Consider the following 15,497-nt stretch of genomic DNA (forward strand, 5'->3'; position numbering starts at 1 on the left):
TCCCCAAGGGTCTGCCGGCAGCGGCCGGCATCAACGGGGCGTGATTGTAATGAGAGCTGTTAGCTGTTGCAAATGAGAATGATTGCCAAAATGTTGCAGGCCGGCCGGATCCGGCTCAGACCTCGCTCCAGCGTCGCAGCAGGTTGTGGTACACGCCGGTCAGCTGCAGGATCGCCTCGGCGTCACCGCCGGTCTGCCGCAGGCGCTCGATCGAGCCATCCATTTCCCACAGCAGGCGGCGCTGCACATCGTCGCGGATCATGCTCTGTACCCAGAAGAACGAGGCCACGCGCGCACCGCGGGTGACCGGCCGCACCTGGTGCAGGCTGCTGGACGGATACACGATCAGGTCGCCGGCCGGCAGCTTTACCTCGTGCTCGCCGTAGGTATCGCTGATGATCAGCTCGCCGCCTTCGTATTCGTCCGGATCGGACAGGAACAGGGTGCAGGAGATGTCCGAGCGCAGCTGTTCGCCGTTGGCCAGGTTCATCACCGCGCCATCGACATGGAAGCCATAGGTGCCGCCACCGCTGTAGCGGTTGAAGCGCGGCGGCAGGATCTTCAGGGGCAGCGCGGCAGCAAAGAACAAGGGGCTGCGGCTCAGCGCGGCCAGTAGGTCCCTGCCCAGCTCCGCTTTCAGGGGAGATGCATCGGGTAGCTGCAGATTGTGCTTGACCATCGCGCCCTGTGCACCGACGGTCTCGCGACCGTCGGTCCAGTCTGCAGCGTCGAGTCGCCTGCGTGCCTGCGCCACGTCCTGGGGTGAAAGCACGTCGGGAATGTGCAGCAGCATGGCGGTTCCTTTGGGGGCGCGGGGGAGTGGGCTCCCCCGCGTGCTGCATCAGAAGCGGATGTCCGCGCTGAGCAGGAAGGTGCGCGGGGCACCCGGGGTGTAACGGTAGCCGCTCTTGTTGATGCTGGCCACGTACTGCTTGTCGAACAGGTTGTAGCCGTTCAAGCGCAGCGAGATCGTCTCATTGATTGCCCAGGACACGACCGCGTCATACACCACGTAGGACTTGGTGAACGACGGGGTGCCCACCGCGCCGTCGGTGCCGCGGTGCATGCCGGCGGCATAGCGTACGCCGCCGCCCACGGTGATGCCGTAGGGCAGGGTGTAGCTGGTCCAGCCGGTGAATGTGTCGTCCGGGGTATAGGTCAGGTTGGTGGTGCCATCGGCGGCCACCTTCGCGCCTTCCCTTACGTCGGTGTCCAGGTGGCTGTATCCGGCGCTGACCGACCAGTTGTCGGTCAGGCGGCCGACTGCGGAGAGCTCCACGCCCTTGACCCGCTTGCTGCCGGTCTGGGTCGGGTTGCCGGCATCGTCGAGCACGGTGGTGTTGATCTCGTTGTCCACGTCCGTCTGGAACAACGCAAGGTTCACTGCCAGGGCGTCATCCAGGAACGCCCACTTGCTGCCCACTTCGAAGGTCTTGGCCTTCTGCGGGTCCAGCTTGGGGTTGTCGGCACTGCTGGCCGAGCTGCTCAGCTGGAAGTTGGCACCACCCGGGGGTTGTTGCGAGATGGCGTAGTTGGCGTAGACGCTGACGGCATCGCCGACCTTGTAGAGGGCGCCGAGCTTCCAGTTCAGCAGCGTATCGGACGCGTCCAGCGTCGGGTTGCGCAGCACCGTGCCGGCAGGATTGCTGCCACACGCCGGGCCGCCGCGGCCACCACACACCGACGCGCTGGCATACTCGGTCTTGTAGTGGTCCGCACGCACGCCAGCGGTCAACAGGAAGCTTTCGCCGAAGGACAGGGTATCGAACAGGTACACCGAGGAGGTGGTGGTCTTGCCATGTGCATCGGCGCCGTTGTGCGCCCAGTTCAGGCCGCTGACGTTCCAGTCCGGGTTGTACAGGTTCGCAGCGGGCCAGCTGGTGCCGGCAGCGGCGGCCTGGCCGTAGCTGTCCAGTTCTTCACGGGTGAATTCCAGGCCAGCGCTCAATGCGTGCCCGACCGCGCCGGTGGCGAAGTCGGCGCGCAGGTTCAGCTGATCGGTGAGGATCGTGTTGCGCTGGTCCTTGAAGGTCGGCAGGCTGCGCGCGATGGCGTAGCTGGAAAGGTCGGCCGGGTTGGCATAGGTGATGTTGCCGGTCGGGCGGCCGCCTGCGCCGCGCACGCCGGTGCCCATGAAGGCGGTGAGCAGGTAATCCTGTTCGGTGCGACCCCAGCGGGCGGTGTTGGTCAGGCGCACGCTGTCGTTGAAGTCGTGCTCGAAACGGAACGTGGCCATCTTCGCGGTCACGTCATCGTGGTCGGCGCGGGTGCCGTAGAAGTTCTCCGGATCGACCGGGTGCCCGGCCAGCGCTTCCAGCGTCGGCTGCGGCGTCCAGCCCGGCAGGCCCAGGGTGGGCACGCCACCATCTGGCACGTTGTCCTGCTTCACATACAGCAGGTTGAGGTAGTAGCGGGTGGCGGTACCCAGACCGAAGGCCAGCGACGGTGCGATGCCCCAGCGCTTGTTCTGCACGTGGTCGCGGCCGGGCTGGTCGCTGTCCTGCCACATGCCGTTGATGCGCAGCGCGCTGGTGGTGCCCAGCGACTGGTTCCAGTCGGCGGTGGCGCGGCGCTGCTGGTCGCTGCCCAGCGAAATGCTGGCCGACGTCGCGTCCTGCAGGTTGGCCTGCTTGCTGACAAGGTTGATCGCGCCGGTCGGCGCCGAACGGCCATTGTCGGTGCCGGCCGGCCCCTTGGTTACTTCCACCTGTTCGATGTTGAACACATCGCGCGAGATCGAGCCCAGGTCGCGCACACCGTCCACATACAAGCTGTTGGAGGTGTCGAAGCCGCGCATGAACAGCGCATCGCCGGTGGTCGTGTTGCCGTTCTCGCCGGCATAGAAGGTGCCCACGCCGGGGCTGTTGCGCAGCGCCTCGGTGAGGGTCGTGGCACCCTGCTGGTTGAACAGGTCGCTGGTAATCACTTGGATGGTTTGCGGCGTGTCCTGCAGGCGCTGGGTGAACTTCGGCGAGGCCACCTTGTCGGCTTTGTAGCCCCGGGTGGCGTGCACGTCGATCTTGTCCAGCGTGCGGGCGTTGTCGGTGGCTTCAGCGTGGGCCAGCGCGGGCAGGGTGGCCAGGCCGAGGCCGGCGGCAAGACTGGCGGTGGCCAGCGGCAGGGTACGAAGCGGCGAAGCGTGCTTGCGGCTCTTGATCGGGTTCATGGGCGTCTGCAGAAGGGGAACAGGGAGAGGCGGCCGGCGCGGGCCGCGCGGCAGCAGTACGTAGAACGAGGGGGGGCGTGCGGATGCGGCTGCGCATGGCGCAGCAGAGCGTCAGGCCAGCAGCGCGGGCGGTGCGTGGGATGGGGGCTGGCGCCGGCCCGGTGCGAGCACCGGAGGGGGCGGTGTCACCGGCGCCGGAGCGTCTGCAGGTGCATTGTCAGGGTGCTGCAGGCAGAGTCGCCGCAGGGCACGAGGTTTGTCACCGCGACTGCCATCGGGTTCGGATTCAGCGGGGTGCATCGCCTGTTCGTGCGGCAGCACGTGTGGCGGGGACGCGGGCGACACATCATGAGCATACAGAGTCGGCGCATCGGCGGTCGCCGTGTGCCTGCCTTCATGCAACGCAGACCAGCCCAACACCAGCGTCAGCAGCACGGCCACGAGCAGCGGCCACCCTTGACGGGCAAGCTGGCACAGCGTGGCGGTGGGCGCGGGCGAAGCCATGGCGCGGGGGCGGAGTCGTTACGAAGATGTTACGTAGAATAACATCAACGATAATGATTCGCATCTGCGGGGCGTAACGGCCCGCTGGGGCCGCCCCGGAGCGGCCTGGGGGCGCCCTCATGGCCTTCCGGTAGTTCCACCCCATGGGTGGATGCTCTCCCGCGGGGCGCCCTCTGGGGGGGCTCTCTGGGCCGAGCGCCGCCTCAATCCCGGTCGTCGCGGGTCCAGACAGCGTCGTGCTCGCGCTTCACCGGAAACTTGGGCACAGGGCTGTAGGCCGGGGCACACAGGGCGCGGCCGTCACGCACGTCGAAGCGCGCGCCGTGCAGCACGCACTCCACGCTGCCCTCGGTGGTGTTGAACTCGCCCGAGGACAGCTCGAACTCTTCATGCGTGCACTGGTCTTCCAGCGCGTACAACTCACCGTCGAGGTTGAACACCACGATCGGCGTGCCGGTCACTTCGTCGAACACGCTCTTCATTTCACCCGGCAGCAGCTCGGTGCCGGCACAGACGAAGGTCCAGGTATCGCTCACGCGGCGGCTCCGGCCAGCGGCTTTTCCAGGATCTCGAAGCGCAGGTCGTCGCGCTTGGGAATGCCGAAACGCTCGTCGCCGTATGGGAACGGCTTCTTGATGCCGGTGCGCAGATAGCCGCGGCGCTCGTAGAAGGCGATCAGCTCGTCGCGCACGTCGATCACCGTCATCTGCATCACCGGCACCTTCCATTCGCGTGCGGCGAGCGCTTCGGCGGCGTCCATCAGCTGCTTGCCGACGCCGCCACCCTGCTGGGCCGGGTCGACCGAGAACATGCCGAAGTAGCCCTTGCCGTCGACATCGGCGACGTGGGCGCAGGCCACCAGCTGGCCGTCGCGTTCGGCCAGCAGGATGGTGGAGCGCGGGCGGTCCAGGTCGGCCTGGATGCCCTCGGCATCGATGCGGGCGCCGTCCAGCAGGTCGGCTTCGGTGGTCCAGCCGACGCGGCTGGCGTCGCCGCGGTAGGCCGAGGTGACGAGGGCAATGAGGGCGGGGATGTCGGCCGACGTGGCGGCGCGGAAGGTCAGGGTGCTCATGGGGACATTCTAGGTGGAGCGGGTAAGGGCGCGGGAGGCTGTCGATTGGGCCAACTTTGCCGAATATGGCCAATACGCGGGGTTGACGCCATCTTCATTATTCGTTCATATCTGTGATCAGCACCCGCCCACCGTGAAGCAACGCGTGGCTGTCTGCCGGAGTGGGTGCCGCCTGGTCGAAGGCCAACTGCCGTTCGGCGCAGGTGGGGCACACAGGGACGTCGATCCAGGGAGGATCTTCATGCAGTCTGGCCTCATTTCTCATCCGCGCGCCGCAACGGCTGCCAAGGGTCTGTTTCTCGGTTTCATTGCCCTGTGTGTGCTGGCACCGGTCGGCGTTTCAGCCCAGATCGTTCCCACCTGGCGCCAGGAGTACGACAAGCGGCTGAAGTACGGGGACCTTGTCGAACCGCTGAAGGGCGAGATCTTCGGCGAGCAGGTCAATCTCTATGACGGCTCGATCAGCTTCAAGGCCACGGATATTTCGATTCCAGGCAATGGCAGTCTGACGATGACCTTGGGCCGCAGCTACAGCGATGACGATGGTGGCGGAGAGAACTCATTCTCGAATTGGGGCCTGGATATCCCGTCCATGTCCGGCGTCTATGGTGATCTGCCGGAGACCGCGTCTGTCGGCTATTGGGCGCCTGCCGCGCGCTGCAGTACGGTGGCGGCGCCTCCGTCACTAGAGGTCTGGAACCGTCGCAAAACCCAGACCGTCAATTTCAGTCCCACTACATTCTGGGATGGCGTGCGACTCTCTCTACCGGGTGGTGGCAGTGAGCCGGTGCTGGGAGGCAGCGGAGATGCGCGCCAGCCGCAGCCACAGTTTGGCGAACCGGCGCCTTGGAATACCAAGGGCGGCTGGACGTTCAGTTGCCTGACCGCCCTGAAGAGCGGACAGCCGGGACAAGGCTTCCTTGGTCATGCGCCGGACGGTACCAAGTACTACTTCGACTGGATGGTCGCCAAGCACCACAACGGTGCAACGCTGCAACCCTACGGGCCAGAAAGCAATGCACTGCTGAATCGAAAGCGTGTGTTCCTGTACCCATCGCAGGTTGTGGATCGCTTCGGCAACTGGGTGCGCTACGAGTGGAGTGGCGACCGGCTGTTGCGCATGGTTGCCAACGATGGCCGCGAGATCAGCCTGGGCTACAACGCGAAAGGACTGATCGCATCCGCAACCGCTGCTGGGCGTACCTGGACTTACGGGTACACGGAGGCCGATATCCTGCGGACAGTGACGCTGCCGGACGGAACCCAATGGGTCTACAACCTGCCGCCGCTGTCAGTCACCCACAAGTATGCCGACTACATCGGGCAGAGCATCTGGGAGTACATGGACTACCCGGCCACATGTTCGCGCGTCAACAAGATCGTGCCCAGCGAGATCACCCTGAGCATCCAGCATCCGTCGGGTGCGCTGGGGACGTTCCTGTTCCGGCCGTTCCGCCATGGGCGCAAGAATGTGAAGCTGGATTGCCAGACCTCTGGCGACAATCACCTGTTTGCCGATGGCTGGAACTACACGCCGGTCTACCGTGACGCAATGTCACTGGTGACCAAGACCATCAGCGGTCCGGGGATGCCCACTGCACAGTGGACCTATCAATACACCAATCTCAATGGTGCTTTCGCCCAGGACCTGGGCGGTCCCGTAATCCCCGTAGGCCAGGCCGAGCCGAAGATCACCACCGAGACGTTGCCCGATGGTGTCGTTCGCGTCTACGAGTTCGGCAAGGAAGTTGCCTACAACGACGGCCTGTTGCTGTCCACGACAACGCGATCGGGCGGCTCGGTCGTGCGCGTTGACCGCAATAACTACTATCCAGATGCCCAGCTGGATGCGGCGCCCTTCCCGAAAGAGGCCGGCAAGGACTTCAAGTACGGTGCGAGCGATCTCAAGGCCCATTACAATCGCCCCGTCCAATCCACTGTGGTGGAACAGGATGGCGTGCAGTTCACCCGCACCGTGCAGGCCTTTGATGCATTTGCGCGCGAAGTCACCGTCGTTGAAGCGAATTCCGCAGGCCAGAGTCGCACCACCAGCACCAGCTACTACGACAATCCCGCGCTATGGGTGAACGGCCAGACAGCGCGCAGTGTGCTCAATGGCATCGAACAGTCCCGCACCGAATTCGATACGGCCAAAGCACTGCCGCTGCGCGCCTACGCATTTGGCCGCCTGGCGCAGCAGGTGACCTATGCAGCCGACGGCACGGTTGCCTCGGTGGCCGATGGCCGTGGAAATACCAGCCATCTATCGGGATGGAAGCGTGGTGTTCCGCAGCAGCTCCGCATGCCGGCCACGCCCGAAGCGCCCAATGGTGCGGTGCGCACGGTTGCCGTCGACGACAACGGTTGGATCACCTCGCTGACCGACGAAACCGGCGCAACCACCAGCTTCAGCTACGACAGCATGGGCAGGCTGCGCAGCCAGCAGTTCCCTGGCGGCGACAGCGTTAACTGGAATGGCGTAACCATGGACCTGCAGCGGCTGGGTGGCGCGCAGCTGGGGGTGCCCGCCGGTGCGTGGAAGCACTCCCGCACGCAGGGCGGACGGCGCACGGATACCTACCTGGATGCGATGTTCCGCCCGGTGCTGGTGACCGAAAACGCCAACAATGTGCTGGACAGTGCCGTGGTGACCCGCTACGACACCAGCGGCAAGACCGTGTTTGCCTCGTATCCCACGCGGCAGCTCTCCGATATCAATGCCACCCTGACTGGCACCACGACGCAGTACGACGCGTTGGGCCGCCCCACCGTGGTCAGTCAATCGTCCGAGTTGGGGGCACTGGTTACCCGCACCGAGTACGTGGGCAACCTGTCAGTGAAGGTGACCAATCCCCGCGGCCAGGCCACGACGACCCGTCATCTTGCCTACGACCAGCCCAGCTACGAGATGCCGCTGACGCTGCAGCACCCGGAAGGCGTGGTGACCGAGATCCAGCGCGACACGCTGGGCAAGCCGCTGGCGATCACCCGCCGCAATGCGGACGGCAGCCAGTCGCTGACCCGCCGCTACGTCTATGACGGCTACCAGCAGCTGTGCAAGACCATCGAGCCGGAAACCGGTGCGACCGTGCAGGACTACGACGCGGCAGGCAACGTGCTGTGGTCGGCGGCCGGCACGGGTTTGACCAGCACGACCGACTGCAACCGCAGTGAAGCCCTGGCCAGCGGCCGCGCGGTGAAGCGTAGTTACGACGCCGCCAACCGCTTGTCGACCCTGATCTTCCCGGATGGGCGCGGAAATCAGAACTGGTCCTACGCGCCTGATGGTCTGCCGGCCGAGATCAGTACGCAGAACGATCCGACCCGGCCGATGGTCGTCAACCGCTACCAGTACAACCGCCGCCGCCTGCTCAGCGGCGAAACCCTGCAGCATCCGGATCTGGGAAGCCTGAGCCTGGCCTATGGCTACGATGCCAACGGCACACTGGCCAGCAATACTTATCCGGGTGGGCGTGTCGTCAGCTATACGCCGGACGCACTGGGTCGGGCGACGACGGTCGGCGGCTATGCGAAGGAGGCCAGTTACTTTGCCAACGGCGCGTTGGCCCGCTTCGTATATGGCAACGGAATCGTGCACACGTTGACCCAGAATGCCCGCGGGCTGCCCGACCGCAGCCGCGATGCCACTGCAGCGGCCGCAGTGCTGGATGACAGCTATGACTACGATGCTGGTGGCAACGTGATGGCCATTTCCGATGGTCTGCCCGGGGCGCCCGGTAACCGGGACATGACCTATGACGGCCTGGACCGGTTGCGGACGGTCACTGCACCGGGCTTCGGCAACGCATTGTATGAGTATGACGCGCTGGACAACCTGCGCCGTGCCAAGGTTGGCAGCCGCGATCGTACGCACTATTTCGATCCGACCAATCGGCTGGTCAACGTGATCGAAACCGGGACCGGGGCAACCGTGACCGGTCTTGGCTATGACGTGCAGGGCAATCTTTCGGTGCGCAATGGTCAAGCTTTCGCGTTTGACTACGGCAACCGGCTGCGCGCGGCGGGAACAGCAGAGAGCTACGAGTACGACGCCCACGGTCGCCGGGTGAAGGCTGGTGCCAGTGGCAAGGGGGCAATCTACTCGTTCTACGACAACGGCGGCGTGCTGCGATTCCAGCGCAACGAACGTACCGGCAAGCAGACCGACTATCTCTACCTGTCAGGCAGCCTGGTTTCCCAGGTGCATGGTGAAGCCGCACCCAGCGTTCCCGCGCTGAGTGCGCCGGGCTACATCACCCAGGGCAGCGTGAACCTGACCTGGAGCCCGGCCGGTGGTGCCAACCGCTATGAGTTGCAGCGTGCCCTTGCGGGCACCTGGAGCACGGTCTTCGATGGCGCGGCGCAATCGTTCACCAGCACCGGCCTGGTCACGGGGACCTATCAATTCCGGGTGCGCGGCTGCCGGGCGGTGTGCGGCGGATGGAGCAATGTCGCGTCAGTGGCCGTGGCATTGGCGCCATCTACCGTGCCGACCTTGAACGTGCCTGCCACGGCCTTCAACGGCAGCTACAACGTGGCTTGGTCTGCGGCTTCCGGTGCCGAGCGCTATGAGCTGGAGGAAAGCGCCAATGGTGGCGCCTGGGTCCAGGTGCATAACGCCATCGGTCAGTCCAAGGCCTTCAGTGGCAAGGCAGCGGGAAGCTACAACTACCGGGTTCGCGCATGTAACCCGGTAGGGTGCACGGGATACAGCGCCACGGCTGCGGTGACGGTGGTGTATCCGCCTGCCACTGCGCCAGGTCTCTCTGCGCCGGCACGCTCTGCGCCGGGCAGTATCGGCATTGGCTGGAACGGGGTGGCTGGTGCCACGCGTTACACCCTGCAGGAGAGCAGTAATGGTGGCGGATGGGTCACGCTGTTCGACGGCAACGCGGGTTCCTATGCCACCGCTGCGCGCGGCGTGGGCAACTATGGCTATCGGGTTGCCGCCTGCAATGGCGCAGGCTGCGGACCGTGGTCGGCCACGTCGACGGTAGCGGTGATCGGGCCGCCGACGATCGAGCCGGTGATCAGCGCACCGGGCCTGGTGAACGTGCCGCAGTACAGCCTGAGCTGGTCGGTGCCGGCCAACAGCGAGAGCTTCGTGCTGGAGGAGAGTGCCAACGGTGGTGGCTGGACGGTGGTGCATAACGGCGGCGGGAACAGCTTTGGTGCCAGCAGGGGTAATGGCAGCTATGCCTATCGCGTGAGGGCGTGCAATTTCGCGGGGTGCAGTCCCTATTCGGGCATCGCCAGTGTCTCCGTCGTGCTTCCTCCCGCGGCCACTCAGATCTACGTGGCGGAGTGGCTCAGCACGCGCAAGGCGCCCTATCAGGTGCAGTGCAGCGTCGGCTGGCGCGCGGTTCCGGGGGCAACGGAGTATCAGCTGGAGCCTTCCGGAGCTGGACGGCGCCTGTACACCGGCCCCAAGACCTATGTGCAGTCGAGCGGCGGGACCTACTGCGCCAGTCTCTACATTGTCAGGGCCTGCAACGCCGGTGGTTGTTCGGCATGGTCCGCAGACTTCCCCGTCACCCGTGGCGTATTGAACTGGGACTAAGCCATGAACGGACTCTGTTCGCTGTTGATTCGGGCGGTACTCGCGGTGGTGGTGCTGGCGGCCTGTGTGGCTCCGGCGGTCGCACAGGAAGTCGTCGAGTACATCCACACTGATGCACTGGGTTCACCGGTGGCGATCACCGATGCCAGCGGAAACGTCATCGAGCGTACGGTGTATGAGCCGTATGGGGCGGTGGTGAATCGGCCGTTGAAAGATGGACCGGGATATACGGGGCATGTGACGGACTCGGGTACCGGGCTGAGTTACATGCAGCAGCGGTACTACGACTCGGGGCTGGGTGTGTTTCTTAGTGTGGACCCAATTTCCGCATCGAGCTCAATGTTTGGACGCTACTACTACGGTAACAATAGCCCCTACAGATTTGTGGACCCGGACGGGCGTGCGCCTGAAGAGAAGAGCCAGAGGAGATCCGCAGTGGTGGGAAGCAAAATAAAGAATGGGATGGTCGCTCCAGGGAGCCGTATGGGAACTCTGGGAGCTGCGAATGCTGCATCAGGTTCGAATGGAAGCTATGGACGAGAGCCGCGGGCATCCGATCCTGAATGGACCCGAGATCCTAAAGTAAAGGGACAGATGGAGAGCGCTTGGAATGATTCGAACCCGTTCGCCCCGGCCGTTCGCAGGGGGGAGTCTGGGTCTCTGAAGCGAGAGAACGGCGGATGGGTCGTCCAGTTTGTGGGAGAGGAAGGCCATGAGTTGGTAAGGTCGCCCGCGGGAACCAGGGACAGAATGTCAATGGAGTCCACTAGAAAGCCTTCTGAATTCGAATGCGGATGTATAGTAAAGGGATATTTTCATACGCATCCAAATACCAGAGCAGAGGGTTATTTCCCTGGTACAAACGGGTATGATTACGACTATCAGTTACAGCAGGGAGTCCCCGGTATGATTCGGGGGCATGAGGGTTATGAGTTCATCCCCATTCCGGGAGGTCGCTGATGATAATTTATAGGCTGACGCTTGGTTCAATGCTGTGCCTTGTCGCAACTGCGGGTTGTTCGGCGCGAGAGGTAAATGAGGGCGGGCATGTTGATGCATGTATGTCGGTAATAGCTGACTACGTGAAGGCCTCGCGGGGGTGGGGCAGAGATCTCTACGACATTGTTCCGGAGGGTAAGGAGGGGCCGCTTCGGGGGTATGCAGTAATGCATCGTGACGACAAGGGCAGGTTGCCATCAGAAGAGCTTAAATCATTTCACGTTGATTTGGATTCGAGCTGCAAGGCTGTCGTCGCTGAACTGGGTTATCAGTGATCAAGGGTGTTCTCGAGAGAATTGTTCGTTCCCGTCGGTATGGGGTGGTAATTGAAGTTGAATGAAGCTCACATTTTCCTTCAGGTGGGGGCTAAGTGACAGTCATTATTGAGAGCTATCCTGTCTGCTCTGCCTTCATTCTAGGTGCCATGTGGATAAACGCATTTGCGGCTCACAGGATGTTGCTTAAAATCGAGCGTGAACGGCCGGAAGTACTGGCTGCAGTCGGAATCATCAAGGTTGATTGGTGGCTTAGGTGCTTGCGCGGTATTGCAGTGCTTGCCCTTACTTCCAAAGGGCAGACGCTCCATCAGGGGGAACGGTGGGTGTTGAGGGGCGTCGTGATGATGTACGTCTTCTTGATTGTCTCCGGGGTATCCATGCTTGTTGGCATGTAAAAGACGGCGCCTCAAGGCCGTTGATGGTGGATGGATCGGCGTTACGGTGAGATTGCCCGTTCCTGGCATCACTCGGTGTTTCCCGGTCACGCCTCTGCTTGCTTGCGTCCAGCGCGCAATAAAAAAACGCCGCAGTTTCCTGCGGCGTTCTCATACTTCCCCGATTCTGGCGAATCCTCAGCCCAGCAGCTTGCGCACCTTGGTCAGCGCGGTCATGAAACGCTCGATCTCGGCGTGCGTGTTGTAGAACGCCAGCGAGGCACGGCAGGTCGCGGCGACACCGAAGTACTGCAGCAGCGGGTGTGCGCAGTGCTGGCCCGAGCGCACGGCCACGCCTTCCAGGTCGAGCAGGGTCGCCAGGTCGTGCGCATGCGCGCCATCGATCAGGAAAGAGACCACCGCAGCCTTCTCCGGCGCTTCGCCGATGATACGCAGGCCGTCAACGCGGCGCAGCTCTTCGGTGAAGTGCGCCAGCAGTTCGGCTTCGCGTGCTTCCACGTTCTCCTGGCCAAGCTGCTGCAAGTAGTCGGCAGCCACGCCCAGGCCGATGAAACCGGCGATGTTCGGGGTGCCGGCTTCGAACTTGTGCGGGGCATCGTTGAACACGGTGCCGTCGAAGCTGACTTCCTTGATCATCTCGCCGCCGCCGAGGAACGGCGGCATCGCGTCCAGGTGCTCGCGGCGCGCCCACAGTGCGCCGGTGCCGGTCGGGCCGCACATCTTGTGGCCGGTGATGGCGTAGAAATCGCAGCCGATCGCGGCGACGTCGACCTTGCGGTGCGGCACGGCCTGCGAGCCATCGACCACGGTGATGATGCCGCGCTTGCGCGCTTCGCGGCAGATCTCGCGCACCGGGTTGACCGTGCCCAGCACGTTCGAGACATGGGTGACCGCCAGCAGCTTGACCTCCGGGGTCATTGCCGCGCGCAGCGCATCCAGATCGAGTGCGCCGTCAGGCGTGATCTCGGCCACGCGGATGGTGGCGCCGGTACGCTGCGCGACCAGCTGCCACGGCACGATGTTGGCGTGGTGCTCCATGCGCGTGATCAGGATCACGTCACCGGCCTTCAATCGCGGCAGCGCCCACGAGTAGGCCACCAGGTTGATGGCGAAGGTGGTGCCACTGCACAGCACCAGGTCGCTGGGCCGCACGTTGAGGAAGCGTGCCAGCTTGTTGCGTGCGCCTTCGTAGGCATCGGTGGCTTCGCTGCCCAGTGCATGCACCGCGCGGCTGACGTTGGCGTTGTAGCGACGGTAGAACTCGTCCACCGCGCCGATCACCTGCACCGGCTTCTGGCCGGTGTTGGCGTTGTCGAAATAGACCAGCGGCTTGCCGTGCACTTCACGCATCAACAGCGGGAAGTCGAGGCGGACGCGGTCCCAGTCGGGGGCGCCGGTGCGTTCTTCGATCGGTCGCGGCGTGGACAGGTTCATGCCACACCCGCCTCGGCGAGGGCCTTGTCCAGGCGACGTGCCAGCTGCGCACGCAGTGCGTCGGGCAGGATCTTCAGCGGCTCGTGGCAGAACGCGGCGCTCAGCAGTGCCTGCGCCTGTGCCTGCGGCAGGCCGCGCGAGCGCAGGTAGAACAGCGCATTGGCATCGAGCTGGCCGACGGTCGCGCCGTGCGCGGCCTTCACTTCATCAGCGTCGATCACCAGTGTCGGCTGGGTGTCGATCTCGGCATCGGCCGACAGCAGCAGGTTCTTGTTGGACAGGTTCGCGTCGGTGCCATCGGCGCCTTCGCGGATCTGGATGCCACCATGGAACACCACGCGGCTGCGGTTGGCGGCGACGCCGCGCCACAGTAGCTCGCAGGCGGTATCGCGTGCGATGTGGTCGATGCCCAGGCGGGTTTCGACGTGGCGGCGGCCATTGCCAAGCAGCACGCCGTTGGCGGTCAGCTGGGCATTGTCGCCTTCCAGGCGCACGTTCAGTTCATGGCGGCTGAGCGCGGCGCCCAGTTCCAGGTCGACGCGGTGGTACTGCGCGTCGCGGGCCAGCACCGCGTCGGTGCGCAGGAAGCTGGTCTGGCGCGCGCTGCCGGCCTGCACGCGGGCGTGCTTGAGCACGGCATCGCGGGCGACATGGGCATGCAGCACGGTGTTGTCCAGGTGGGCGGAGTCACCCACGCTGAAGCGATGCTCGACCACGCCCAGGCTGGCGCCGGCACGCAGTTCGATCAGGTGACGGTGGTGCCAGGCCAAATCGGTGTCGCCGGCGACGCTGGCGAATACCAGCTGCAGCGGCGTTTCGACCTGCACGCCTTCGTCCACGCGCAGCACCACGCCTTCGTCGGCCAGTGCGGCGTTGAGGCGGGCGAAGACCTCTTCACTGCGCTCGTAGCGGCGGCCGAGGAAACGCACGGCGTCTTCGCCGGCGGCCAGTGCGGCCGACAACGGCTGCAGCTGCACGCCGGCCGGCAGCGCCTGCACGTCGCTCAGCGCGGCATCCAGGCGACCGTTGACGAACACCAGGCGCGGCGCCGGGATGTCGTCCAGCAGCGTGGCGTCCAGCGCCGGGCCCTGCAGCGGCGCCGCAGCGAACGCACGGCGTTCCAGCTGGCGCAGCGAGGTGTACTTCCAGGCTTCGTTGCGGGCGGCCGGCAGGCCGTCGCGCAGGGCCGCATCCAGCACTTCGCGGCGCGCATCGCTGCCGCAGAAGGCCTGGGCCATCGAATCAAGCAGGGCGCTCATCAGACCGCCGCCTCGGGCACGACCCGGTCCTTCAGGAAATCATAGCCGTGCGCTTCCAGTTCCAGTGCCAGCTCCGGGCCGCCACTCTTGACGATGCGGCCATCGGCCAGCACGTGCACCACGTCCGGCTTGATGTAGTCCAGCAGGCGCTGGTAGTGGGTGATGACCAGGAACGAGCGATCGGCGGCGCGCAGTGCGTTGACACCATCGGCCACGCTCTTCAGCGCATCGATGTCCAGGCCCGAGTCGGTCTCGTCCAGGATCGCCAGCTTCGGTTCCAGCACGGCCAGCTGGAAGATCTCGTTGCGCTTCTTCTCGCCACCGGAGAAGCCTTCGTTGACGCCACGGTGCAGCAGTTCGTCCTTCAGGTGCAGCACGGCCAGCTTCTGGCGCACCAGCTTGAGGAACTGCATGGAATCGAGTTCTTCCTCACCGCGCGCCTTGCGCTGGGCGTTCAGTGCCGCGCGCAGGAAGTAGGTGTTGTTCACGCCCGGGATTTCCACCGGGTACTGGAACGCCAGGAACAGGCCGGCAGCGGCGCGCGCTTCCGGGTCCTGCTCCAGCAGGTCGACGCCGTCGAACTGCACGCTGCCTTCGGTCACTTCGTAGCCGTCGCGGCCGGCCAGGACATTGCCCAGGGTGGACTTGCCGGCGCCGTTGGGGCCCATGATGGCGTGCACCTGGCCCGGCTGGACGTCCAGCGACAGGCCCTTGAGGATTTCCTTGTCGCCGATGCGGGCGTGGAGGTTTTCGATCTTCAGCATGGTGGGGGTTTCCGTGGGGCGGGCCGCGGCCCGCCGGTAAAGAGAATGCGTTTGCGAGGGGCAGGG

Annotated in this window: 11 protein-coding genes; 4 read left to right on the forward strand and 7 right to left on the reverse strand. The window is 64.5% G+C overall.

What is annotated here, in order from left to right; translation table 11 throughout:
- Positions 1 to 115 precede the first annotated feature (115 nt).
- The 4 genes from ACZK33_RS05635 to ACZK33_RS05650 form a co-directional block, all read right to left on the reverse strand.
- Positions 116 to 793, reverse strand: coding sequence for a Fe2+-dependent dioxygenase (locus tag ACZK33_RS05635; protein WP_049398802.1), 678 nt, complete (start codon positions 791 to 793; stop codon positions 116 to 118).
- A gap of 48 nt (positions 794 to 841) precedes the next feature.
- A complete protein-coding gene (locus tag ACZK33_RS05640) occupies positions 842 to 3,166 on the reverse strand; it encodes a catecholate siderophore receptor Fiu (RefSeq protein WP_279912749.1) in 2,325 nt (774 codons plus the stop codon).
- 707 nt (positions 3,167 to 3,873) lie between these two features.
- Positions 3,874 to 4,206: a non-heme iron oxygenase ferredoxin subunit gene (locus ACZK33_RS05645; protein WP_100437470.1), complete on the reverse strand. Its 333-nt coding sequence runs from the start codon at positions 4,204 to 4,206 to the stop codon at positions 3,874 to 3,876.
- Positions 4,203 to 4,742, reverse strand: a complete 540-nt coding sequence (locus ACZK33_RS05650) for a GNAT family N-acetyltransferase (RefSeq protein WP_423174939.1) — start codon at positions 4,740 to 4,742, stop codon at positions 4,203 to 4,205. The genes ACZK33_RS05645 and ACZK33_RS05650 overlap by 4 nt, the downstream gene beginning before the upstream one ends.
- 241 nt (positions 4,743 to 4,983) lie before the next feature.
- Between ACZK33_RS05650 and ACZK33_RS05655 the strand changes: the two genes are divergently transcribed.
- The 4 genes from ACZK33_RS05655 to ACZK33_RS05670 all read left to right on the forward strand — a co-directional run bounded on the left by ACZK33_RS05655 (position 4,984) and on the right by ACZK33_RS05670 (position 11,974).
- Complete coding sequence (locus tag ACZK33_RS05655; RefSeq protein ID WP_423174938.1) at positions 4,984 to 10,302, forward strand: RHS repeat domain-containing protein; 5,319 nt, start codon at positions 4,984 to 4,986, stop codon at positions 10,300 to 10,302.
- Positions 10,303 to 10,305: 3 nt separating this feature from the next.
- On the forward strand, positions 10,306 to 11,262 hold the full coding sequence (locus tag ACZK33_RS05660; RefSeq protein ID WP_423174937.1) for an RHS repeat domain-containing protein: 957 nt from the start codon (positions 10,306 to 10,308) through the stop codon (positions 11,260 to 11,262).
- On the forward strand, positions 11,262 to 11,576 hold the full coding sequence (locus ACZK33_RS05665; RefSeq protein WP_423174936.1) for a hypothetical protein: 315 nt from the start codon (positions 11,262 to 11,264) through the stop codon (positions 11,574 to 11,576). The genes ACZK33_RS05660 and ACZK33_RS05665 overlap by 1 nt, the downstream gene beginning before the upstream one ends.
- Before the next feature lie 95 nt (positions 11,577 to 11,671).
- Positions 11,672 to 11,974, forward strand: coding sequence for a hypothetical protein (locus ACZK33_RS05670; protein WP_423174935.1), 303 nt, complete (start codon positions 11,672 to 11,674; stop codon positions 11,972 to 11,974).
- A 177-nt stretch (positions 11,975 to 12,151) separates the two neighbouring features.
- Here the strand turns inward: ACZK33_RS05670 and ACZK33_RS05675 are convergent, their stop codons facing one another.
- Genes ACZK33_RS05675 through sufC form a run of 3 tightly spaced genes read right to left on the reverse strand, consistent with a single transcriptional unit; the run spans position 12,152 to position 15,431 of the window.
- On the reverse strand, positions 12,152 to 13,408 hold the full coding sequence (locus tag ACZK33_RS05675) for a cysteine desulfurase (protein ID WP_005408431.1): 1,257 nt from the start codon (positions 13,406 to 13,408) through the stop codon (positions 12,152 to 12,154).
- Positions 13,405 to 14,667, reverse strand: coding sequence for a Fe-S cluster assembly protein SufD (gene sufD, locus ACZK33_RS05680; protein WP_423174934.1), 1,263 nt, complete (start codon positions 14,665 to 14,667; stop codon positions 13,405 to 13,407). Before sufD ends, ACZK33_RS05675 begins: the two co-directional genes overlap by 4 nt.
- Positions 14,667 to 15,431, reverse strand: a complete 765-nt coding sequence (gene sufC / locus ACZK33_RS05685) for a Fe-S cluster assembly ATPase SufC (RefSeq protein ID WP_019337095.1) — start codon at positions 15,429 to 15,431, stop codon at positions 14,667 to 14,669. The genes sufD and sufC overlap by 1 nt, the downstream gene beginning before the upstream one ends.
- Between the last annotated feature and the right edge of the window lie 66 nt (positions 15,432 to 15,497).

The organism is Stenotrophomonas sp. 86156_Sma, assembly GCF_056481625.1.

Excerpts from the sequence above, each read along its gene's own strand:
- ACZK33_RS05675 (WP_005408431.1), bottom strand. The coding sequence starts at position 13,408 with ATGAACCTGTCCACGCCGCGACCGATCGAAGAACGCACCGGCGCCCCC.
- ACZK33_RS05640 (WP_279912749.1), bottom strand. The coding sequence starts at position 3,166 with ATGAACCCGATCAAGAGCCGCAAGCACGCTTCGCCGCTTCGTACCCTG.
- ACZK33_RS05650 (WP_423174939.1), bottom strand. The coding sequence starts at position 4,742 with ATGAGCACCCTGACCTTCCGCGCCGCCACGTCGGCCGACATCCCCGCC.
- ACZK33_RS05655 (WP_423174938.1), top strand. The coding sequence starts at position 4,984 with ATGCAGTCTGGCCTCATTTCTCATCCGCGCGCCGCAACGGCTGCCAAG.
- ACZK33_RS05660 (WP_423174937.1), top strand. The coding sequence starts at position 10,306 with ATGAACGGACTCTGTTCGCTGTTGATTCGGGCGGTACTCGCGGTGGTG.
- ACZK33_RS05635 (WP_049398802.1), bottom strand. The coding sequence starts at position 793 with ATGCTGCTGCACATTCCCGACGTGCTTTCACCCCAGGACGTGGCGCAG.
- ACZK33_RS05665 (WP_423174936.1), top strand. The coding sequence starts at position 11,262 with ATGATAATTTATAGGCTGACGCTTGGTTCAATGCTGTGCCTTGTCGCA.
- sufD (WP_423174934.1), bottom strand. The coding sequence starts at position 14,667 with ATGAGCGCCCTGCTTGATTCGATGGCCCAGGCCTTCTGCGGCAGCGAT.
- sufC (WP_019337095.1), bottom strand. The coding sequence starts at position 15,431 with ATGCTGAAGATCGAAAACCTCCACGCCCGCATCGGCGACAAGGAAATC.